Below are 22,481 nucleotides of genomic sequence, written 5' to 3' on the forward strand. Positions count from 1 at the left end.
AAGAAATAAAGAAATCACCAATAAATAAAGGACAGAAGAGCTTAAAACAACATTTAATAAAATTAAAACCAGAAATAAATGTATCACTAACAAAAATAATCTTATTCATAGAAATACTAATTGCGAATATTTAATCGCTTCATTAACAGCAACCCGCAATACTTCACATAAGGACAACTTTCGTAAAACACCTCGCGGCAGGTTCAGGTATACTCGACGTTTCGATTCCACAAACATCAGGCATACCATGACAGACCTAATCCAACGCCCCCGTCGCCTGCGCAAATCCGCTGCGCTGCGCGCCATGTTTGAAGAGACAACACTCAGTTTAAACGACCTGGTGTTGCCGATTTTTGTTGAAGAAGAACTCGACGACTACAAAGCGATCGACGCCATGCCTGGCGTCATGCGCATTCCTGAAAAACACCTGGCGCGCGAGATTGAACGCATCGCCAACGCCGGCATTCGGTCAGTGATGACCTTCGGCATTTCCCACCATACCGACGATACCGGCAGCGATGCCTGGAAAGAAGACGGCCTGGTGGCGCGCATGTCGCGCATCTGCAAGCAAACCGTGCCGGAAATGATCGTGATGTCTGACACCTGTTTCTGTGAGTACACCTCCCACGGTCACTGCGGCGTGCTGTGCGAACACGGCGTCGACAACGATGCAACCCTGGCGAACCTCGGTAAACAAGCGGTGGTCGCCGCCGCTGCGGGCGCTGATTTTATTGCCCCTTCCGCCGCGATGGACGGTCAGGTGCAGGCGATTCGCCAGGCGCTGGATGCCGCCGGGTTTACGGATACGGCCATCATGTCCTACTCCACCAAGTTCGCCTCCTCTTTCTACGGCCCGTTCCGTGAAGCGGCCGGTACGGCACTGAAAGGCGATCGTAAGACCTATCAAATGAATCCGATGAACCGCCGTGAAGCGATTCGCGAGTCGTTGCTCGACGAAGCGCAGGGCGCGGACTGCCTGATGGTGAAACCCGCTGGCGCTTATCTGGATATTCTGCGTGATATCCGCGATCGTACCGAATTACCGCTCGGCGCGTATCAGGTCAGCGGCGAATACGCTATGATCAAATTCGCCGCGATGGCGGGCGCGATCGACGAAGAGAAAGTGGTGCTGGAAAGCTTAGGCTCGATCAAACGCGCGGGCGCGGATTTGATCTTCAGCTACTTCGCGCTGGATCTGGCGGAGAAAAAAATCCTGCGTTAATCCTTTCTGACCTGCGGTGCCTGCTGGCGCCGCGCTTATCCGGCCTACGGGATTGACATCTGTAGGCCGGGTGCCGCCATCCGGCACTGTCACAAAACGTCACCTCATCGTCATACAAACGACATTTGTACCTTCTACTGTCAGCACAGGACGGGAGGAGGAGCCGCTATGTTTAGTCTCGATAACGTACTCGACGACCTGTGGCCTCAGGCGAGGCCGACACCCTGGCAAAAAAATCTGCTCAGGCGGTTGCTGTATGAAGAAGAATTTCAGCAATTTGCATCCCGCCATCCCCATCTGAAAGGGGTGGACATGGTGGAACAGGTTCTCGAACACCTTGAAATACGCTGCGATATCCCCGCACACGACCTCGAAAACATCCCCGCACATGGCCCGCTGGTCATCATTGCCAATCACCCGACAGGCACGCTTGATGGGCTGGCCCTGCTGTATGCCATCTCGCGTGTGCGCCGTGACGTGAAAGTAGTGACCAACCGCCTGCTCTCGCATCTGCAACCGCTCAGCTCACTTTTCATTCCCGTGGACAACATCGGCGGGCGCACGCCAAAATCATCGCTACAACAGATAGATGCGCATTTACAGGCCGGCGGAGCGTTAATTTTCTTTCCGGCGGGCGAAGTAGCGCGCTTCACATCGCAGGGAATCAGGGAAGGCCGATGGCATTCCGGGTTTATCCGGGTGGCGGAGAAATACCGCACGCCGCTGCTTCCCGTACATATCAACGCGCGTAACAGCTCGCTGTTTTACGCCAGCAGCCTGGTGTCCCCCACCTTCGCATTGCTGCTCCTGATGCAGCAGATGTTTCGTCGGCGTCGCAGCAGCCTGCCGCTCCGCATCGGCCAACAAATCGCCTGGACACAGTGGTTCGCCACGAAAACCAACGTCCGCGAGCAGGCCGAAAAATGCCGTCAGCACGTCGCGGCATTAGGTAAAGGACGCCCTGGGTTATTCACCACCGAAAGTACGATAGCCCGCGCAGAAGACAGAGCGCACCTCAAACGCGATCTCGCCCAGGCGGAATGCCTTGGGCACACCGCCGACGGGAAGCACATTTACCTCTGGCAACGCAACGGCAAAGAGGATGTCCCCATCCTGCGGGAACTGGGGCGGCTGCGTGAAATCGCCTTTCGCGCGGTTGGCGAAGGCAGCGGAAAGCGTCGGGACACCGACCGCTATGATGACGACTATCTGCACCTGATTTTATGGGACGAAGACGATCTGGAAATTGTTGGTGCCTATCGGTTCATTCCCTGCGCGCAGCAGCAGGAAAAACGCGGCATAGAAGGGCTTTACAGCTACAGTTTGTTCCATTACGACGAGCAGATGGCGCAAGTGATGCAGCACGGCATTGAGCTGGGTCGCAGTTTTATCCAGCCGCGTTACTGGGGACGTCGCGGGCTGGACTATCTCTGGTCTGGCATTGGCGTTTATCTGGCGCGCTATCCGCAATACCGATACCTGTTCGGCCCGGTGTCTATTTCCGGCGGTCTGCCTGCGGATGCGCGGGATTTACTGGTGGCCTTTTATCGCCTGTGGTTCCCGCCGACGCACCCGCTGGCAATATCACGCCAGCCCTACCCCGCGTCATTGCCGGACGTACTGGCGCAGTTTGAAGGCAAAAGCTACAACGACGATCTGACGCGGCTGAAATCGTTGCTCGGCAATCTGGGCTGCGGTATTCCCCCGCTCTACAAACAATACTCCGAACTTTGCGACCCCGGCGGCGTGCAGTTTATTGATTTCGGTAACGATCCGGCATTCAGCAACTGCGTGGATGGTCTGGTGCTGGTCGATTTAACCTATCTGAAGGCAAACAGGTATCAGCGCTATATTGGCGCGCATTTGGGTTTCCAGGCAGAATAAGGCGTTTACCCCGCCATCCGGCGCGGTGCCACATCGTGCCTGATGGCGCTGCGCTTATCAGGCCTGAATTTCCCTAACCGTTCCCTAACCGAATAGTGTGATTATCTTTTACGGTGCGCGATAAAACGGCTTATCTCCCAGAATCGTCGCCCGGTGCATAATGCGCCGCTGCGGCAGGTAATCAGCGTTGGCATAATGCTGAGTGACGCGGTTATCCCAGATGGCTACGTCATCAGGCTGCCAGCGCCAGCGCACCTGAAACTCCGGTTTTGTGATGTGCGCAAACAAGAATCCAAGCAGCGCCTCGCTCTCTTTCTCCGTCACATCGACAATCCGCGTGGTAAAGCCTTCATTCACAAACAGCGCTTGTTTGCCGCTCACCGGATGGGTACGCACCACCGGATGCAGCAAAGGCGGATGTTTTGCTACCGCCTCAAGCCAGCGCTGATGATCCTCATCAGTTTTGCGGTATTTGTATTCCGGGAACGATTTACGGAAATCATGCTCCGCCCGCAAACCGCTCAGCAACTGGCGAAACGGTTCGGAAAGCGCGTCATATGCGGCAATACCGCTGGTCCATAGCGTATCCCCGCCGGTAGAGGGCAGTTCCTTTGCCGCCAGAATCGCCCCTGCTGGCGGCGTCTCAATAAAGGTCACATCGGTGTGCCAGTTATCATTATCCGGCGGGTTATCGTTATGGGTATCCAGCACGATAATCTCTTCGACGCCTTCGGCGTGGGGATAGACCGGATGAATATGCAGATCGCCAAAACGCTGTGCCAGCGCGCGCTGTTGCTGTGGCGTAATGGCTTGTTCACGCAGAAAAACCACCTGGTGGCGCAGCACCGCGTGATACAGCTGTTCGAATTGATTATCGCTCAGCGGGCGGGTCAGATCCGCGCCGGAAACCAGCGCGCCAATATACGGCCCCAGCGGGGTAATGCTCAGACGTTCACTCATTGTACTTCTCCATGCCAGGGCGTCAGGCGGCGCTGAAGCGCACGCAGACCCAGTTCTAAAATAAACGCGATCACCGCAATCACCGCGATCCCCGCCAGCACCACGTCGGTTGCCAGAAATTCCCCGGCGGACTGCACCATAAACCCTAAACCCCGGGTGGCGGCAATCAGCTCAGCCGCCACCAGCGTTGACCAGCCCACGCCCAGGCCAATGCGTAATCCGGTGAGGATCTCCGGCAGCGCGCCGGGCAGAATCACAAACCACAATACCTGTACTCGTCCGGCGCCTAACGACCGCGCCGCACGAATGCGAACCTGCTGCGCGCTTTTGACGCCCGCCAGCGCCGACATAGCGACCGGGGCGAAAATCGCCAGATAGATCAGCAGGATCTTGGAGGTCTCGCCAATCCCGAACCAGATCACCATCAGCGGTAAATACGCAAGCGGCGGGACTGGTCGGTAGAGTTCAATGATCGGATCGAGAATGCCGCGTATCGTTGGGCTTAGCCCCATCGCAATGCCCACCGGAATGCCGATAATCACGGCGGCCAGCAGCGCCAGCAGAATGCGCGTCAGGCTCGCCGCCAGATGCTGCCACAGCGTGGCGTCCATAAACCCTTGCGGCCCGGCGATGGCGATCAGTTTTTGCAGCACCTGCCCCGGCGGCGGCAGAAACAGCGGGCTGATTAACTGCAACGCCGCTACGCTCCACCACACGGCCAGAATCACCGCTAATGTGCTGATACTCAGGGTAATACGACGAGAGAACGGCCAGCGCCATTTCAACCCGCGTTGACGCAGCTTATCGTTGATGACCACGCTCATGAGAAGGCCTCCCGTTGTTCAAAGACGCGGCTTAACACATACTCCCGCGTCTCAATAAACTGCGGATCGGATTTAATGCTGCGGCAGGATTCGCCCCCCACAAAGCGGCGGGCGAAATCAAGCGACAGCCGCTCCTGCACGCGACCGGGGCCAGGAGAAAGCAGCACCAGCTCCGTCGCCATAAACACAGCCTCTTCAATATCATGCGTAATGAGCAATACCTGCTTGCCGGTCTCATGCCAGAGTTTCAGCAGCAGCGTTTGCATCTGCTCACGGGTGAAAGCGTCCAGCGCGCCGAAAGGCTCATCCAGCAGCAGGAGTTGAGGATTTGCCGCCAGCGCGCGGGCGATGCCGACACGCTGGCGCTGCCCGCCGGAAAGCTGCCAGATAAAGCGTTTTCCCGCCCCTTCCAGCCCGACTTTTTTCAGCATCTGCTGCGCAACGTGCTGACGCCGGGTTTTGTCTGCTCCCGCCAGTTGCAGGCCAAGTCCGACGTTATCCTGCACGTTGCGCCAGGGCAGCAGCCCTTCGTTCTGAAAGACGACGCCGCGCTCCGCACCCGGCCCATCGACCCGTTTTCCCGCCAGTTGGATCGTGCCGTGCTGATAAGGCAAAAAACCGGCGATCAGATTCAGCAACGTGGTTTTCCCACACCCTGACGGGCCCAGCACCACTAACAGCTCACCGCTGTCGAGCGTCAGATTGATATCTTCCAGCGCCGGTTTACCGGCGTAATCAGCAAAGAGATGGGAAACTTGCAGCATCCGCGCCTCCTTATTGCACAAAGCGATCGGTGACGTACTGGCTGTAATCCGTCGCGACGGCGGGCACTTTGCCCTGCTCTTTCAGGAACTGCGCGGTGTCGATAATCGCTTTATTGACCGGCCCGTTCAGCTCAACGGCCTGCTGTTGCGCCGTCAGGTAGGTATTGCCTTTCACCAGCCCCGGCACGTCCGTTTCCGGCACGCCGCTTAAGCGCGACAGTTTGCTGATGTTATCCGGCTGCTGAAGCCACGCCTCAGGATTGGCGATATAGGGTTGCTGCGCGTCGATGGCGCTTTTCGCGAATGCTTTGACTACCTCTGGATGTTTTTCCGCGAAGTCTTTACGCACTACCCACACATCCAGCGTCGGCGAGCCCCATTCGCCAACTTTCCCCGAGTCTGTCAGCACGTTCCCGTCTTTTTCCAGCGCGTTAACGGCGGGTGCCCAGACGTAAGCGCCGTCAATATCGCCACGCTGCCAGGCGGCAATGATCGCCGGTGGTTGCAGATTGATGATTTCGACTTGCCCGGGCTTAATGCCCCAGTGTTTCAGCGCGGCCAGCAGGCTGTAATGGGTGGTGGAGATAAACGGCACCGCAATGCGTTTGCCGATGAGATCCTCCGGCTTAGCGATCGTTTTCTTCACCACCAGCGCTTCGGATTCCCCCAGTTTTGACGCCAGCAGGAAAACCTCAATCGGCACCTGTTGGCTGGCGGCGACCGCCAGTGGGCTGGATCCAAGGTTGCCGATCTGTACATCGCCGGAAGCCAGCGCGCGCACGATGCTCGCGCCGCTGTCGAATTTACGCCAGTCAACGGTCGCCCCGCTCTCTTTGGCGAAGGTGTTATCCGCCTGCGCCACTTTCGCCGGTTCGGCGGATGTCTGATACGCGACGGTGACGTTAACCGCCTGCGCCTGGAATGCAATAAACGCCAGTGCGGCGAGAAGTGTGTTACGCGATGAAATACCCATTATTGTCTGCTCCCCTGTCTTGTTATGGGGGCAGTATTTCGTTGCGGCCGAGTTTGATAAAGGAATTAAAAATTCTTGCTAATAGCAAAGCGTTTTTAGAAAAAAAACGGGAATGGTTAGTGTGGAAATGTATTTAGCATTGAGTTGTAGGCTGGATCAGGCGCTTGCGCCGCCATCCGGCAATCCATGCCTGATGGCGCTGCGCTTATCCGGCCTACCACGACAACAACACCCTGCAAATTATTGCGATTTTGTTACATTCATTCCATAACCACACCCGGATGATTGCCAGCGCAGCGGGGGCAGGCATCATAGAGGCATTATTCGGCAAGAGAGTAAGCATATGATTCGTGTGGTGCTGGTTGATGACCATGTGGTGGTGCGTTCCGGCTTTGCGCAATTATTAAGTCTTGAAGACGATCTGGACGTAGCAGGCCAGTACAGCAGCGCGGCGGAAGCCTGGCCCGCATTATTGCGCGATGACGTTAACGTCGCGGTGCTGGATATCGCGATGCCGGACGAAAACGGGCTGAGTCTGTTAAAGCGGCTACGCGCGCAAAAACCCACGTTTCGCGCCATCGTCCTCAGTATTTACGACACGCCAGCGTTTGTGCAAAGCGCGCTGGATGCAGGCGCCAGCGGCTATCTGACTAAACGCTGCGGGCCGGAAGAGCTGGTTCAGGCGGTGCGTTCCGTCGGTATGGGCGGCCACTATCTGTGCGCCGATGCGTTGCGGGCGCTGCGCGGCGGCGAACAGCCGGCGCAGGTGCTGGAGGTATTAACCCCCCGTGAGCGAGAAGTTTTTGATTTACTGGTCAAAGGCGACAGCGTCAAAGAGATCGCATTTAAGCTCGACCTCAGCCATAAAACCGTTCACGTCCACCGTGCTAACGTACTGGGTAAATTGCAGTGCCACAGTACCATCGAGCTGGTGCATTTCGCCCTCGACCACCAGCTGCTGACGGGGCACTGATGTCTCGCGGCGTGCGTTACTGGGTGATCTCACTGTTTATCCTGCTGGCCTGGGGAACAGGTTGGCTGATGCTATGGACGCTGGGCTTTTACCTGACCCATAACGGCCAACAGGCGGCGCTCTTTTTGCCGCACGGCGTTTATCTTGCGCTGTTGATTTTACTCTCCCGCCGTTACTGGCCCGCGCTGATACTGCCGCCGGTGCTGATGCCGTTATGGCTCCATAGCGAGCAATTGCTCAGCGGCTACGTCCTGCTGGCGGCGCCGCTGATCTGCCTGATCCCGGCCAGCATCGGACAAAAATTCTGGCACCGTTTTCCCCTGTACTGGCAGCGTCTCACGCTGCTGCTGGCCGCCGTCACGCTGGCCTCGCTGCTGAATACCGCCCTGCTGTCGCCCTTTATAAAAAGCCCGGCGATGCTGACTGGCCTGGCGTCGTTTACCGGCGGCGTGCTGCTCACCCCCTTTGTTTATCTGGTATTTGAATTTTTACGCCAGCAGCACCGTTATCACCTGTTGGGGCTGGATACCAACAACCCGCCGCTGCGCACTTCGCTGATCATCTGGTGCAGCCTGTTCTTTATTATCGGCATCGGCACGCAAATGGTGCTGTCGCCGGAAATTGAACGCCTGCTGCTGATCGTGGTGTTCCTGCCTAACGTGGTGATGGCGTGGAAGTTTGGCTGGCAGGGCGGCGTGCTCTCCGGGCTGCTGGGCAGCATGATGATCACCATCGCCCGCCAGGTCGGCGTCGGGTTTAACAACCTGGTCGAACTGGAGATTTTCCTCGCCACCCAGGCGCTACTCGGTATAGGTCTTGGGATCGCCATCAGCCGCCAGCAGCATCTGGCGCAAAACCTGCACCACTATCGCCAGCGTCTGGAGGCGGAGCTGGCGGCGCGCCGGGCGCTGACCGAAAAGCTGATCCATACCGAAGAGGATACGCGCAAAAACCTGGCGCGCGAGCTGCACGACGAGATCGGGCAGAACATCACCGCCATTCAGATCCAGTCACAGCTCGTGAAACGCGCGCGCGATCCGGCGCAGACGCAGGCCGCCGCCAGCCAGATAAACGATCTCGCCCGCCGTATTCACCACTCTACCCGCCAGCTGTTACGCCAGCTACGTCCCCCCGCGCTGGATGAGCTGTCGTTTAAAGAGGCGCTGCATCATCTGGTCAACGAATTCGCGTTCCCCGAACGTGGGATTCGCTGCCAGTTTGAGTATCGCCTTACGCTTACCCCGGAAAATGAAACCGTCAGGTTTACCCTCTACCGCCTGTTGCAGGAACTGCTGAACAACGTCTGTAAACATGCCGAAGCCAGCGAGGTCACAATTCTGTTAAGCCAGCAGAAACAGACCCTCCATCTGGAAGTTCGGGACAACGGCACCGGCATCCAGCCTGAAAAAATGCCGGGATTCGGTATTCAGGGGATGCGCGAACGGGTCAGCGCGCTGGGTGGCGAACTGACGCTCGAATCGCTGCACGGCACGCGGGTAATTGTTAACTTGCCCACAATTTTGCAACAAACCACGTCCTGACCAGGAAAAAGTCTTAATCACTGCGGACTTTCTCTCATCCCCTTTGGTTTTCACTTTCCTATAGTCAGCACAAACGGAGACGGCCATGCACCCACGCCCAGTAAACGAAACAGACCAACGATACCGGGCGCTACGCCTGCGGTTGCTGATGTGCATGGTCATTGGGTACGCCGCGTTTTACCTGACGCGAAAAAGCGTGAATTACGTGCTTCCGGCGCTGCAAACGGATCTGGGACTTGATAAAGGCGATATCGGCCTGTTGGGTTCACTGTTTTACCTGACCTACGGCCTGTCGAAGTTTACCGCCGGGCTGTGGCACGACAGCCACGGGCAGCGCTGGTTTATGGGCGTTGGCCTGTTCGCCACCGGCCTGCTGAATGTGGTGTTCGCCTTTGGCGAGTCGCTGACGCTGCTGCTGGCGGTCTGGACGCTGAACGGTTTCTTTCAGGGCTGGGGATGGCCGCCCTGCGCCCGACTGCTGACCCACTGGTATTCGCGCAACGAGCGCGGCTTCTGGTGGGGCTGCTGGAATATGTCGATCAACATCGGCGGGGCGATTATCCCGCTGATTAGCGCTTTCGCCGCCCACTGGTGGGGCTGGCAGGCGGCGATGCTGGCGCCGGGAATCATCAGCATGGCATTAGGTATCTGGCTCACGCTACAGCTGAAAGGCACGCCGCAGGAAGAGGGATTGCCAACGGTCGGCGCATGGCGTCATGACCCGCTGGAGCTGCGCCAGGAGCAGCAAAGCCCGCCGATGGGGCTGTGGCAGATGCTGCGCACCACGATGCTGAAAAACCCGATGATCTGGCTGCTGGGCGTCTCATATGTGCTGGTCTATCTGATCCGCATCGCCCTCAACGACTGGGGCAACATCTGGCTCACGGAAAGCCACGGCGTCAATCTGCTCAGCGCCAACGCCACGGTGATGCTGTTTGAAGTTGGCGGTCTGCTCGGCGCGTTGTTCGCCGGTTGGGGGTCGGATTTGCTGTTCAGCGGCCAGCGCGCGCCGATGATTTTGCTGTTCACGCTGGGGCTGATGGTGTCCGTCGCCGCGTTGTGGTTAGCGCCGGTACACCATTACGCACTGCTGGCGGTCTGTTTCTTTACAGTGGGCTTTTTCGTTTTTGGCCCGCAAATGTTGATTGGCCTTGCCGCCGTCGAGTGCGGACACAAAGCGGCGGCCGGTTCCATCACCGGGTTTCTCGGCCTGTTCGCCTATCTGGGGGCAGCGCTGGCGGGCTGGCCTCTGTCGCTGGTCATTGAACGCTACGGCTGGTCGGGCATGTTCAGTCTGCTCTCGGTCGCCGCGGTACTTATGGGTTTATTGCTGATGCCGCTACTGATGGCGGGCATCACCACCTCGCTCAGTCAAAGGATAAAACAATGAAATTGACGCTTACCTCTACCCTGATTGCATCCGGCATTGCGCTGGCAACCTTAACCGGCGCCGCGCAGGCCAAAGGCCGCCTGGTGGTTTATTGCAGCGCCACCAACGAAATGTGCGAAGCAGAAACCAAAGCGTTTGGCGACAAATATGACGTCAAAACCTCATTCATCCGCAATGGCTCCGGCAGTACGCTGGCGAAAGTCGATGCCGAGAAGAAAAACCCGCAGGCGGACGTCTGGTACGGCGGGACGCTGGACCCTCAGTCCCAGGCGGGTGAAATGGGGCTGCTGCAACCCTACAAGTCTCCCAATCTTGAGCAGGTCATGGAGAAATTCCGCGATCCGGCGAAAGTAAAAGGCAACCTCTCTTCAGCGGTGTATGTCGGTATTCTCGGTTTTGGCGTCAACACCCAGCGCCTGAAAGAGAAAAATCTGCCGGTGCCAAAATGCTGGAAGGATCTGACCAAACCGGAATACAAAGGCGAGATTCAGATTGCCGACCCGCAAAGTTCAGGCACCGCGTATACCGCACTGGCGACCTTCGCCCAGCTGTGGGGAGAGGATCAGGCCTTTGATTACCTGAAACAGCTCAACGCCAACGTGTCTCAGTACACCAAATCCGGTATTGCCCCGGCACGTAACGCCGCCCGTGGCGAAACCGCTATCGGCATCGGCTTCCTGCACGACTATTCGCTGGAAAAAGAACAGGGCGCGCCGCTGGAGCTGATCTCTCCGTGCGAAGGCACCGGCTATGAAATTGGCGGCGTCAGCATCCTGAAAGGCGCGCGTAACCTCGACAACGCCAAACTGTTCGTGGACTGGGTGCTGTCAAAAGAAGCACAAGAGCTGGCGTGGAAGAAAGGCAAGTCTTATCAGATCCTGACCAACACCACAGCGGAAACATCACCGAACTCGCTGAAGCTCGACGACCTGAAGCTCATCAATTACGACATGGATAAATACGGTTCTACCGACGTCCGTAAGCAGCTTATCAATAAGTGGGTTAGCGAAGTGAAGATGGGTAAATAAGCCCACATTGCGTTCATTTGCCGGGTGGCGGCGTAACGCCGTACCCGGCCACAATACCGGAACCGCTATGTCACACACACTTGCACACCATCCCGTGAAAAAACGGGATGCGATATTCTTTTGGGTTCTGCTGGGCTGGCTGGCGTTTGCCCTGCTGCCAAGCTGGAGCCTGGATTACGGCCTGCTGGAGTCCACGGGCGATGAAATCCTTGAGTCCTACGGCTGGTCACAGCGCAATATCAGTTGGCTGTGGTATCTGCTGCCAAGCCTGCTGCTGATTCGCCCGTTCCATGAAGCCAGGCGCGAACAGCGCAGCCGCCATTACCTTGATGCGGGCTGGGCGCTGTTGTGTATGGCCTTTATCGTCGTCAGCGCCACCGTTGAAGGCCGTGGTTTAGGCTACGCCACTATCGTGCTGTTCGTCGCGCTGGGCGCGATCATGACGCTGGCGTTGACCCGTCTGGAATGGCTGGGCGGCGACCGCTTCGTGATCGGCTCACTTACCGCCATTGTGGCGCTGATCGGCATCTTTATCGTCTGGCCGAGTATCGCGATTTTCATCCCGATGTTCACCAACGACGCCGGGGAGTTCGCGCCGCTGGCGTTTATGACGGTGCTGTCGCAGGCGCATATCATCCAGGTGATCCTCAACTCCATCGCCCTGTCGATTGCGGTGGGCGTGGGCTGTACCTTCTTCGGCCTGGTGCTGGCGATTTACACCACCCGCATTGCCAAACGCAGCGCCATTATTGGCCGCATCTTCTCGATTTTGCCAATCGTCACGCCGCCGTTCGTAGTGGGTTTAGGCGTTACGCTGATGATGGGACGCTCCGGCTACGTCACCGAATTTATGGTCGAGTGGTTCGGGCTGACCAACACCAACTGGCTGTACGGGTTTACCGGCATCTGGCTGGCGCAGGTGCTGGCCTTTACCCCGATGGCGTTTATGATCCTCGACGGGGCGATCAAAACTATCCATCCATCGCTGGAAGAAGCGTCATATACCCTGCGCGCCAGCCGCTGGCAGACCTTTAACGGTGTGTTTGTCCCGCTGCTGAAACCGGCGCTGGCGAACGCCTTCCTGATCGTGGTGGTGCAGTCGCTGGCCGACTTCAGTAACCCGCTGGTGCTCGGCGGTAACTTCGACGTGCTGGCGACGCAGATCTATTTCTATATCACCGGTTCGCAGCTTGATTATCAGGCCGCCAGTACGCTGGGCGCGTTCCTGCTGCTGTTCTCGCTGCTGGTGTTCTGTGTGCAGTATATGTGGATCGGTAAGCGCTCTTACGTCACGGTCTCCGGGAAATCGTACCGTGGCGACGTCCAGCCGCTGCCTGTCACCCTGGTGTGGAGCGTCATCGCCATTCTGGCCGTGTGGATAGCCTTCAACGCCCTGCTCTACGGCAGCATTTTCTACGGTAGCTTCACCGTCAACTGGGGCGTGGATTACACCCTGACGCTGGCGAACTTTATCAAGCTGTTCGGCCAGGGAATGAGCGACGGCGCGTGGCCTTCCCTGCTTGATACGTTGCTCTACGCCGGAATTGCCGCGCCGATCACCGCCATCTTCGGTCTGCTGATCGCCTGGATTGTGGTACGCCAGCAGTTCAAAGGCAAAAAGACTATCGAGTTCACCACCATGCTGTGCTTCGCCGTACCGGGCACCGTGGCGGGCGTGTCGTACATCCTCGCCTTTAACAGCGCCCCGGTGTACCTCACCGGAACGGCGGCGATTGTGATTATTTCGATGGTGATGCGTAACGTGCCGGTTGGGATTCGCGCCGGGATCGCCGGATTAGGCCAGATCGATAAATCGCTGGATGAAGCGTCGCTCAGCCTGCGCGCCGGGAGCTTACGCACCATCACGCACATCCTGCTGCCGCTGCTGCGCCCGGCGATCCTCTCAGCGCTGATCTACAGCTTTGTGCGCGCCATTACCACCGTCAGCGCCATTGTATTCCTCGTCACGCCAGACACCCGCGTGGCGACGGCCTACATCCTCAACCGCGTGGAAGACGGCGAATACGGCGTGGCGATCGCCTACGGCTCGATTCTGATCGTGGTGATGCTGGCGATTATTTTCATCTTTGACTGGCTGATCGGGGAAGCGCGTATCTCCCGTTCAAAAGCCAAAAACCAGGCGTAATGGAGCGCACTATGAGTCAGAAAAATTTTGTTGAACTGCGCAACGTCACCAAACGATTCGGCAGCAACACGGTTATCGATAATATCAATCTCACCATCCCGCAGGGGCAAATGGTGACGCTGCTCGGCCCTTCCGGCTGCGGCAAAACGACCATTTTGCGTCTGGTGGCCGGGCTGGAAAAACCGAGCGAAGGGCAGATTTTCATTGATGGCGAAGACGTCACCCATCGCTCTATTCAGCAGCGTGATATCTGTATGGTCTTTCAGTCTTATGCCCTGTTCCCGCACATGTCGCTGGGAGAAAACGTCGGCTACGGTCTGAAGATGCTTGGCGTGTCGCGCAGCGAAGTGAAAGCCCGTGTGCAAGAGGCGCTGGCGATGGTGGATCTGGAAGGATTCGAAGATCGCTATGTTGATCAGATCTCCGGCGGTCAGCAGCAGCGCGTGGCGCTGGCGCGCGCGCTGATCCTCAAGCCGAAGGTGCTGCTGTTTGATGAGCCGTTAAGTAACCTCGACGCCAACCTGCGCCGCAGCATGCGCGACAAGATCCGCGAACTGCAAAAGCAGTTTGATATCACCTCGCTGTACGTCACCCACGATCAGAGCGAAGCCTTTGCGGTTTCCGATACCGTGCTGGTGATGAACAAGGGGCATATTATGCAGATCGGTTCGCCGCAGGATCTCTACCGTCAACCTGCGTCACGCTTTATGGCGAGCTTTATGGGCGATGCCAACCTGTTCCCGGCGACGTTCAGTCAGGAGTATGTGGATATCTACGGCTATCGACTGCCGCGCCCGGCGCACTTTGCCGCCCAGGGTTCCGGCACCGTTGGCGTGCGCCCGGAAGCGATTACCTTGAGCGATCGCGGCGAAGAGAGCCAGCGCTGTGTGATTCAGCATGTCGCCTATATGGGGCCGCAGTATGAGGTGACGGTGGCGTGGCACGGACAGGAGATTTTATTGCAGGTTAACGCCACCCGATTGCAGCCGGACGTGGGGGAAAATTATTACCTCGAAATCCACCCGTACGGGATGTTTGTTTTAGCAGACGCAGTGTAATTGATGCCGGGTGGCGCTACGCTTACCCGGCCTACGGTTCGTGCACGTTGTAGGCCGGGTAAGGCATCAGCCCACACACTCAACGTTGCGCGTTCAATTCAGCAATATCCTTCGGCGTCGTCCGGCAACAACCGCCAATCAGCTTCGCACCCGCCGCCAGCCACTGCGGTAAATACTCTGCCAGCGTGGCGCACGCTTCGCCGTGATGATGCCAGGTTTTGCTTACCGCATCGTACCGTTCGCCCGAATTGGGATAAACCACCAGCGGCAGCGCGGTCAGCCCGTGCAAATGCTGCAATGCGGCGGTGACGTTTTCCAGCGCGATGCAGTTTACGCCTGTCGCCACAACCTGCGGGCAGGCGTTGAGAAACGCCGCCACGTCACGCAGCGGCGTACCGTCGCTCAGATGCTCACTGTCGCGCAGCGTAAACGAAAACCATGCCCGTGCCCGTGGATATTCGGTTAACAACTCAGCCAGCGCTTTCATCTCAATAAAATTCGGCAGCGTTTCGCAGGCCAGCAGGTCAACGCCCGCATCCAGCAGCGCTTCCACACGCGGGCGATGAAAAGCCTGGAACGTTTCGGGAGTACATACGTAATCCCCGCGATATTCCGCACCGTCGGCCAGATACGCGCCATATGGCCCGACGGAACCCGCCACCAGCAGCGTGCCCGCCTGCGGGTTCTCAGCCAGATACGCTTCCCGCGCTTTGCGCGCCAGTTCCACGCTCTTGCCGATCAGCGCTTTCGACTGCGCTTCATCAAACCCACGCGCGGCAAGTCCTGCGGGCGTTGCCTGGTAGCTGGCGGTAATCGCGCATTGCGCCCCCGCCCGGTAGTAATCAAGGTGGACTTCGCGGATCTGCGCCGGGTTTTCTACCAGCACCTTCGCTGACCACAGGCTATCGGCTAAATCACAGCCGCGCGCTTCCAGTTCCGTCGCCATCGCCCCGTCCAGCAACAGGAAATCCTGTTTATCAAGGATGGCGCTCAACGGATTATGTTGCGACATAGTCTGGCTCCTGTTTCTGCTTATGAAATCGGCAATGAAACAAGCACCATAACACAGCGCGCCGGGCGGTAATCGGGAGCGCTACGCAATTATTAAAGACTCGTCAGCCTTGTACCAGCCGCAAACGCGCGCGCCGGGCGCTCAGCACCGGGTGAGGAGTAACAATGAGGTAAAGAAAGGGTCGCCAGCTCATAATGCCTCCGCTGCCAGAATCTCTTACAACTCTGGCAACAAGGCAGCGCACCGGCGCTCAGACAGAAGTGGGAACATACCGTCCCCACTCATACGACGGAATGAGGACAACGTCAGGAGCCAGGGGCGATATCAGCCGACCAACTGACGTCAGACCGGCAGAATGGCGAAAAACCTTCAGGGTGTGGCATCATAACGCGCAGATAACAACAAATTCAGGGTGATGAATGTGAAACCGGTAACGCTCTATGATGTTGCAGACCGTGCAGGCGTCTCTTATCAGACCGTCTCTCGCGTGGTGAATCAGGCCAGCCACGTTTCCGCCAAAACCCGTGAAAAAGTCGAAGCCGCGATGGCGGAGCTGAATTACATTCCCAATCGCGTCGCGCAGCAGCTGGCGGGTAAACAAACCCCGCTCATCGGTGTCGCCACCGCTAACCTCGCGCTGCACGCGCCGTCGCAAATTGTCGCGGCGATTAAATCCCGCGCCGACAGGTCAGGCGCCAGCGTGGTGATCGCGATGGTGGAGCGCAACGGGGTAGACGCCTGCAAAGCGGCGGTACATAACCTGCTGGCGCAGCGGGTAAGCGGGTTGCTCATCAACTACCCGCTTGATGAGAACGATGCCATTGCCGTTGCCGCCGCCTGCGGCAACGTGCCGGTACTGTTTCTCGACGTGTCCGATCGGTTCCCCGTTAACAGCATTATCTTTTCCCATGACGACGGCGCGCGTCTGGGCGTTGAGCATCTGGTAGAACACGGGCACCAGCGCATCGCGCTGTTGACAGGGCCGCACTCGTCCGTCTCTGCGCGGCTAAGACTGGCGGGCTGGCATAAATATCTGACCCACTATCAGTTGCGACCGGTGGCAGAAACGGAAGGCGACTGGAGCGCGATGTCCGGTTTCCAGCAAACCATGCAGATGCTCAATGACGGAACGATGCCCACCGCAATACTGGTGGCTAACGATCAGATGGCGCTGGGCGCCATGCGGGCGATCGCCGAGTTTGGCCTGCGCATCCCGCAGGATATCTCGGTGATAGGCTACGATGACACCGAAGACAGCGCCTGCTACATCCCACCGCTGACCACCATCAGACAGAATTTCCCCCTGCTTGGCGCAACCAGCGTCGACAAACTGCTGCAACTCTCCCGTGGCGAGCCCGCCACCGATAACCAGCGACTCCCCGTTTCATTGGTTCAGCGTAAAACCGTGCAGCCCCCCAATGCTCAGGTCACTTCTCCGCAGGCGTTGGCCGACTCCTTGATCCAACTGGCTCGTCAGGTTTCGCTGTTAGCGCCGAAAATGTGAACGCATAACAATTGTGTGAGTCAGTTCACTCATTGAACCTCCTGTCCTTTACAGCAGGAATCCCTTCTTCGTATTTTGACTGAAATTGTGAGCGAATAACAAACCCAATCAGGATACCGCTATGCCCCAGAATGCAGATTCACTCGCCGTCGTTCTGAAACGTCGCGACTGGGAAAACCCTGGCGTAACGCAACTTAATCGCCTGGAGGCGCACCCTCCTTTTTGCAGCTGGCGTAATGCCGATGACGCCCGCGCGAACCGTGACTCCGCACAAAAGCGCAGCCTGAACGGTGAATGGACGTTTGCCTGGTTTTCGGCGCCTGAAGCAGTACCAGAGAGCTGGCGTACAAGCGATCTGCAACAGGTGAATAGCGTGTGCGTGCCGTCTAACTGGCAAATGGACGGTTACGACGCCCCCATTTATACCAACATCACCTATCCCATTCCGGTTAACCCGCCGTTCGTTCCGGCAGATAACCCAACCGGATGTTACTCGCTCACATTCAGTATTGACGCAGACTGGCTACAGGCAGGCCAGACGCGGATCATTTTTGATGGCGTGAACTCCGCCTTCCATTTGTGGTGCAACGGTCGCTGGGTCGGATACGGTCAGGACAGCCGTCTGCCGTCTGAATTCGATCTCACGCATTTTTTGCTTAAGGGTGAAAACCGCCTCGCGGTAATGGTGCTGCGCTGGAGTGACGGCAGCTATCTGGAAGATCAGGATATGTGGCGGATGAGCGGCATCTTTCGCGACGTCTCGCTGCTGCATAAACCGGCAACGCAAATCCGTGACCTGCGCATCAACACCCGCTTCAACGATGATTTCAGCCGCGCAGTGCTGGAAGCGGAGGTCAGAGCGACGGGGGAACGACGCGATGATTTACGCGTGACGGTGCAACTGTGGGATAGCGAAACATTCGTCGGAGAAAAAACCGCCCCGCTCGGCAGCGAGATCATTGATGAGCGCGGCGCTTACCCTGATCGCACAACCCTCCGTCTGAATGTCGAACACCCGGCGCTGTGGAGCGCGGAGACCCCGTATCTGTATCGTGCCGTTGTACAGCTACACGCCGCCGATGGCACGCTGATTGAAGCCGAAGCCTGCGACGTCGGTTTCCGTCAGGTCAGCATTGAAAACGGTCTGCTGCTGTTAAACGGTAAACCGCTGCTGATCCGCGGCGCCAACCGCCATGAACATCACCCGGAAAACGGCCAGGTGATGGATAAAGAGACCATGATTAAAGACATTCTGCTGATGAAGCAGAACAATTTTAACGCCGTGCGCTGCTCCCATTATCCGAATCACCCGCTGTGGTACACCCTGTGCGATCGCTACGGCCTGTACGTGGTGGATGAGGCCAATATCGAAACCCACGGCATGGTGCCGATGAATCGCCTGAGCGACGATCCGGTCTGGCTGCCCGCCATGAGCCAGCGCGTGACGCGGATGGTACAGCGCGACCGCAACCATCCGAGCATTATTATCTGGTCACTGGGCAACGAGTCCGGGCACGGCGCCAACCACGACGCGCTGTACCGCTGGATTAAGTCGGAAGATCCCTCCCGTCCCGTGCAGTATGAAGGCGGCGGCGCGAATACGGCGGCAACCGACATCATTTGCCCGATGTACGCCCGCGTCGATCAGGATCAGCCCTTCCCCGCCGTACCGAAATGGTCGATCAAAAAATGGCTGTCGATGCCGGGCGAGCAGCGCCCGCTGATCCTTTGTGAATACGCCCACGCGATGGGCAACAGCCTCGGCGGTTACGCGAAATACTGGCAGGCGTTTCGCCAGTATCCGCGTCTGCAAGGCGGTTTTGTCTGGGACTGGGTGGATCAGTCGCTTATCAAATATGACGACGACGGTCGGCCGTGGTCAGCCTACGGCGGCGACTTTGGCGACGCGCCTAACGACCGTCAGTTCTGTATGAACGGCCTGGTGTTCGCCGACCGTACGCCGCATCCGTCACTGTATGAAGCCAAACACGCGCAGCAGTTTTTCCAGTTTACGCTGCTGCCGGGAGCCGAATGTCAGATTGAAGTGACCAGCGAATACCTGTTCCGCCATAGCGATAACGAAGTGCTCCACTGGTCACTGGCGCTGGATGGCAACCCGCTGACCGCAGGCGTTGTGACGCTGGATATCCCGCCGCAGGGACGCCAGATCATCACGCTGCCAGCGCTCCCGGAAGCGGAAACCGCAGGCCAGCTGTGGCTGACGGTACGCGTTGAACAACCGCAGGCAACCGCGTGGTCGCAAGCCGGACATATCAGCGCCTGGCAACAGTGGAAGCTCGGCGAAAAACTCGCTACGCAGTGGCCGCAGCACGCTGGCAACGCGCCACAGCTCACCAGCAGCGGGACGGCATTCCGTATTGTCGCAGGCGAGAAACGCTGGGAGTTCAGCCGCCAGCAGGGCGTATTAACGCAGTTCTGGATTGGCGAAGAGGCACAGTTGCTGACTCCGCTTGTCGATCAGTTCACCCGCGCGCCGCTGGACAACGACATCGGCGTGAGCGAGGCAACCCGCATCGACCCTAACGCCTGGGTTGAACGCTGGAAGGCCGCCGGCCATTACCAGGCTAAAGCGGTATTACTGCAATGCGATGCCGACACGCTTGCCAGCGCGATACTGATTACCACCGCCCACGCCTGGCAGTATCAGGGCGAAACGCTGTTCATCAGCCGGAAAATCTACCGTATCGACGGCAACGGTGAAATGCAGATAACGGTAGATGTTGACGTCGCCAGCGGGACACCGCATCCGGCGCGCATCGGCCTGAGCTGCCAGCTTGCGCAGGTAGCGGAGCGGGTCAACTGGCTGGGATTAGGCCCGCACGAAAACTACCCGGATCGTCTCTCTGCCGCCTGTTTTGATCGCTGGGATCTGCCGCTGGAAGAGATGTACACCCCGTATGTTTTCCCGAGCGAAAACGGCCTGCGCTGCGGAACGCGTGAATTGCGCTATGGCGCGCATCAGTGGCGCGGCGATTTTCAGTTCAACATCGGTCGCTATAGCCAGAAACAGCTGATGGAAACCAGCCACCGCCATCTGCTCCAGCCGGAAGCGGGCACCTGGCTCAATATTGACGGTTTCCATATGGGCGTGGGCGGCGATGACTCCTGGAGCCCTTCTGTCTCTGCGGAATATCAGCTCAGCGCCGGGCGCTACCACTACCAGATAAGCTGGCGGTAAAAGGGAAACTGCCGGATGGCGGTGCAGGCACCGTATCCGGCCTGCGATACATTTTCTTCCAGGCCCGATAAGCGATAACGCCATCGGGCACCTCGGTTACTCCTCAATCACCTGACGGATTTGTTGCAATGAAGCGGGATCGTCAAGCGTGGACAAATCGCCCGGATCGCGGCCTTCGCAAATCGCCTGGATCGTACGACGCAGCATTTTGCCAGAGCGTGTTTTCGGCAACTGTGAAACAAACCAGACGTGCGCCGGGCGGCCAAAATTACCGATCTGACTGTCCACCAGCGACATAATCGCCTTCTCTTCCGTTTGCGCCACGTCCCTGTCCTCCAGCGTGTCGCTCTGTTTCGGGATCACAAACGCTACCGCCACCTGTCCCTTCAGCGCATCTTTCACCCCCACCACCGCCACTTCCGCCACGTTCGGGTAACTGGAAATGCTTTCCTCGATCTCGCGCGTGCCCAGACGGTGTCCGGCGACGTTGATCACATCATCGGTGCGCCCGAGGATGAAATAATAGCCGTCCGCGTCGCGAATCCCCCAATCGAAAGTGGCGTACACCTGACGCGAGAACAGCGACCAGTAGGTATTCACAAAACGCGCATCGTCCCCCCAGATAGTCTGAACGCAGCCAGGCGGCAGCGGCCCCTCAATGACCAGCATCCCCTTCTCGTTCACTTCGCAAGGTTCGCCAGTGACCTCGTTGAGCAACTGCACGTTATAGCCGTACATCGGTACGCCAGGGCTGCCCAGCCGTGAAGGCCGGTCGTCCAGCGCGCGGGCGATCGCCATAATCGGCCAGCCGGACTCGGTCTGCCAGTAGTTGTCGATAACCGGCACATCCAGCGTCTCCGTCACCCAGGCGGCCGTCGGCTCATCCAGCGGCTCACCGGCCAGATAGAGTACCTCCAGCGAGGAGAGATCGTGATTGCGGATCTGCGCCGTCGGGAACTTCTTCAACACGCGGATGGCGGTTGGCGCAGAGAACATCCGGCTGACGCGGTATTTCTCTACGATCTTCCACCAGACGCCGCAGTCCGGGTACGTCGGCAACCCTTCATAAACGATGGTTGCCATGCCTGCCAGCAACGGCGCGTAGACAATATAGGAGTGCCCCACAACCCAGCCGATATCCGACGCGCAAAAGAACACGCCGCCCGCTTTGCCGCCGAAGATAGTGTCCATCGAGGTTGCCAGCGCCACCGCATAGCCGCCGACGTCGCGCTGTACGCCTTTCGGTTTTCCGGTCGTGCCGGAGGTATAGAGAATGCAGGAGATCTCATTGGATTCCAGCCAGGCCACCGGCACCCGCGCCCCGAGATGCTGCTGACGCAGCGACGCAAAATCGAGATCGCGCGCCGGTACTCGCGCCATTTTCGCCAGCCCGCGATCCACCAGCAAAACGTGGCGCGGCTGATGCTGCGCCTGCGCGATGGCATCATCCAGCAGCTTTTTATACGGCAGAATCTTACCGCCGCGCGCCCCGGCGTCTGCCGAGACAATCAGCACCGGCTTAGCGTCGTCGATTCGCGCCGCTACGCTGTGCGAGGCAAAACCGCCGAACACCACCGAATGAATCGCGCCAATCCGCGCGCAGGCCAGCAGCGTAATGTGCGCCTCGGCAATCATCGGCATATAAACCAGCACCCGGTCGCCGCGCTGCACGCCCAGCGACAACAGCATCGACGCCACCACGTTCACTTCGTCATACAACTGGCTGAAGGTAAACGTGCGCTCCTCTTCCGTTTCAGAAGAGACGGCAATCAGCGCCAGCGCATCCGGCTGCTTGTCCAGCCAGCGGTCGATAGCGTTATGGCACAAATTAGTGGTTCCGCCGCAAAACCAGCGGGCAAACGGCGGATCGCTGTAATCCAGCGTTTGAGTAAACGGCTGCTGCCAGTCGATACGTCGGGCCTGCTCGGCCCAGAACGACGCCGGCTGCGTAATGGAACGCTGATAAAACTCGCTAAAAGACATGAAGCTCTCCTGTTGAACTT

The 22,481-nt window shown here is 58.1% G+C and carries 16 protein-coding genes; 10 read left to right on the forward strand and 6 right to left on the reverse strand.

Annotated elements, in window-relative coordinates:
• The first annotated feature begins 247 nt into the window (after positions 1–247).
• On the forward strand, positions 248–1,222 hold the full coding sequence (hemB, locus tag OGW17_RS16335; RefSeq protein ID WP_012133626.1) for a porphobilinogen synthase: 975 nt from the start codon (positions 248–250) through the stop codon (positions 1,220–1,222).
• 168 nt (positions 1,223–1,390) lie between these two features.
• Entirely contained in the window at positions 1,391–3,106 is a 1,716-nt protein-coding gene (gene olsF, locus OGW17_RS16340; RefSeq protein ID WP_071259936.1) for a bifunctional ornithine lipid synthase OlsF, read from the forward strand.
• A 108-nt stretch (positions 3,107–3,214) separates the two neighbouring features.
• On the opposite strand, the gene tauD is transcribed toward olsF, so the two are convergent.
• From tauD to tauA, 4 genes are read right to left on the reverse strand one after another with little or no spacing between them, the layout of a single operon-like run.
• The gene (gene tauD / locus OGW17_RS16345) at positions 3,215–4,066 is read right to left on the reverse strand and encodes a taurine dioxygenase (protein ID WP_071259938.1); all 852 of its coding nucleotides are present in this window, start codon (positions 4,064–4,066) and stop codon (positions 3,215–3,217) included.
• A complete protein-coding gene (gene tauC, locus OGW17_RS16350; protein ID WP_071259940.1) occupies positions 4,063–4,890 on the reverse strand; it encodes a taurine ABC transporter permease TauC in 828 nt (275 codons plus the stop codon). The genes tauD and tauC overlap by 4 nt, the downstream gene beginning before the upstream one ends.
• Positions 4,887–5,654: a taurine ABC transporter ATP-binding subunit gene (gene tauB / locus OGW17_RS16355; RefSeq protein ID WP_012133630.1), complete on the reverse strand. Its 768-nt coding sequence runs from the start codon at positions 5,652–5,654 to the stop codon at positions 4,887–4,889. Before tauB ends, tauC begins: the two co-directional genes overlap by 4 nt.
• A 10-nt stretch (positions 5,655–5,664) precedes the next feature.
• Positions 5,665–6,627 carry a taurine ABC transporter substrate-binding protein gene (gene tauA, locus OGW17_RS16360; RefSeq protein WP_012133631.1) on the reverse strand — a complete coding sequence of 321 codons (963 nt, stop codon included), beginning with the start codon at positions 6,625–6,627 and terminating at the stop codon, positions 5,665–5,667.
• Positions 6,628–6,970: 343 nt separating this feature from the next.
• Between tauA and OGW17_RS16365 the strand changes: the two genes are divergently transcribed.
• From OGW17_RS16365 to fbpC, 6 genes are all read left to right on the forward strand, one after another.
• Complete coding sequence (locus OGW17_RS16365; RefSeq protein WP_047458568.1) at positions 6,971–7,600, forward strand: response regulator transcription factor; 630 nt, start codon at positions 6,971–6,973, stop codon at positions 7,598–7,600.
• Positions 7,600–9,141 (forward strand): MASE1 domain-containing sensor histidine kinase, encoded by a 1,542-nt coding sequence (locus OGW17_RS16370; RefSeq protein WP_012133636.1) that lies wholly within the window; start codon positions 7,600–7,602, stop codon positions 9,139–9,141. The genes OGW17_RS16365 and OGW17_RS16370 overlap by 1 nt, the downstream gene beginning before the upstream one ends.
• Positions 9,142–9,226: 85 nt before the next feature.
• Positions 9,227–10,531: an MFS transporter family glucose-6-phosphate receptor UhpC gene (uhpC, locus tag OGW17_RS16375; RefSeq protein WP_024130613.1), complete on the forward strand. Its 1,305-nt coding sequence runs from the start codon at positions 9,227–9,229 to the stop codon at positions 10,529–10,531.
• The gene (locus tag OGW17_RS16380; protein ID WP_012133638.1) at positions 10,528–11,559 is read left to right on the forward strand and encodes an ABC transporter substrate-binding protein; all 1,032 of its coding nucleotides are present in this window, start codon (positions 10,528–10,530) and stop codon (positions 11,557–11,559) included. Before uhpC ends, OGW17_RS16380 begins: the two co-directional genes overlap by 4 nt.
• 67 nt (positions 11,560–11,626) lie before the next feature.
• On the forward strand, positions 11,627–13,705 hold the full coding sequence (locus OGW17_RS16385) for an ABC transporter permease (RefSeq protein ID WP_071259942.1): 2,079 nt from the start codon (positions 11,627–11,629) through the stop codon (positions 13,703–13,705).
• Positions 13,706–13,716: 11 nt separating this feature from the next.
• Positions 13,717–14,763, forward strand: coding sequence for a ferric ABC transporter ATP-binding protein (gene fbpC / locus OGW17_RS16390; RefSeq protein ID WP_024130614.1), 1,047 nt, complete (start codon positions 13,717–13,719; stop codon positions 14,761–14,763).
• Between the two features lie 79 nt (positions 14,764–14,842).
• Here the strand turns inward: fbpC and mmuM are convergent, their stop codons facing one another.
• Positions 14,843–15,775: a homocysteine S-methyltransferase gene (gene mmuM, locus OGW17_RS16395; protein ID WP_071259944.1), complete on the reverse strand. Its 933-nt coding sequence runs from the start codon at positions 15,773–15,775 to the stop codon at positions 14,843–14,845.
• A 421-nt stretch (positions 15,776–16,196) separates the two neighbouring features.
• On the opposite strand from mmuM, the gene OGW17_RS16400 reads away from it, so the two are divergent.
• Complete coding sequence (locus OGW17_RS16400; protein ID WP_071260133.1) at positions 16,197–17,279, forward strand: LacI family DNA-binding transcriptional regulator; 1,083 nt, start codon at positions 16,197–16,199, stop codon at positions 17,277–17,279.
• A gap of 121 nt (positions 17,280–17,400) precedes the next feature.
• Positions 17,401–20,478: a beta-galactosidase gene (locus OGW17_RS16405; protein ID WP_071259946.1), complete on the forward strand. Its 3,078-nt coding sequence runs from the start codon at positions 17,401–17,403 to the stop codon at positions 20,476–20,478.
• A 96-nt stretch (positions 20,479–20,574) separates the two neighbouring features.
• Here OGW17_RS16405 and prpE read toward each other — a convergent pair whose 3' ends face one another.
• The gene (gene prpE, locus OGW17_RS16410) at positions 20,575–22,461 is read right to left on the reverse strand and encodes a propionate--CoA ligase (protein WP_071259948.1); all 1,887 of its coding nucleotides are present in this window, start codon (positions 22,459–22,461) and stop codon (positions 20,575–20,577) included.
• Positions 22,462–22,481: the final 20 nt, after the last annotated feature.

This window comes from Citrobacter sp. CK181 (assembly GCF_030333595.1).
Taxonomy (GTDB): domain Bacteria; phylum Pseudomonadota; class Gammaproteobacteria; order Enterobacterales; family Enterobacteriaceae; genus Citrobacter_B; species Citrobacter_B koseri.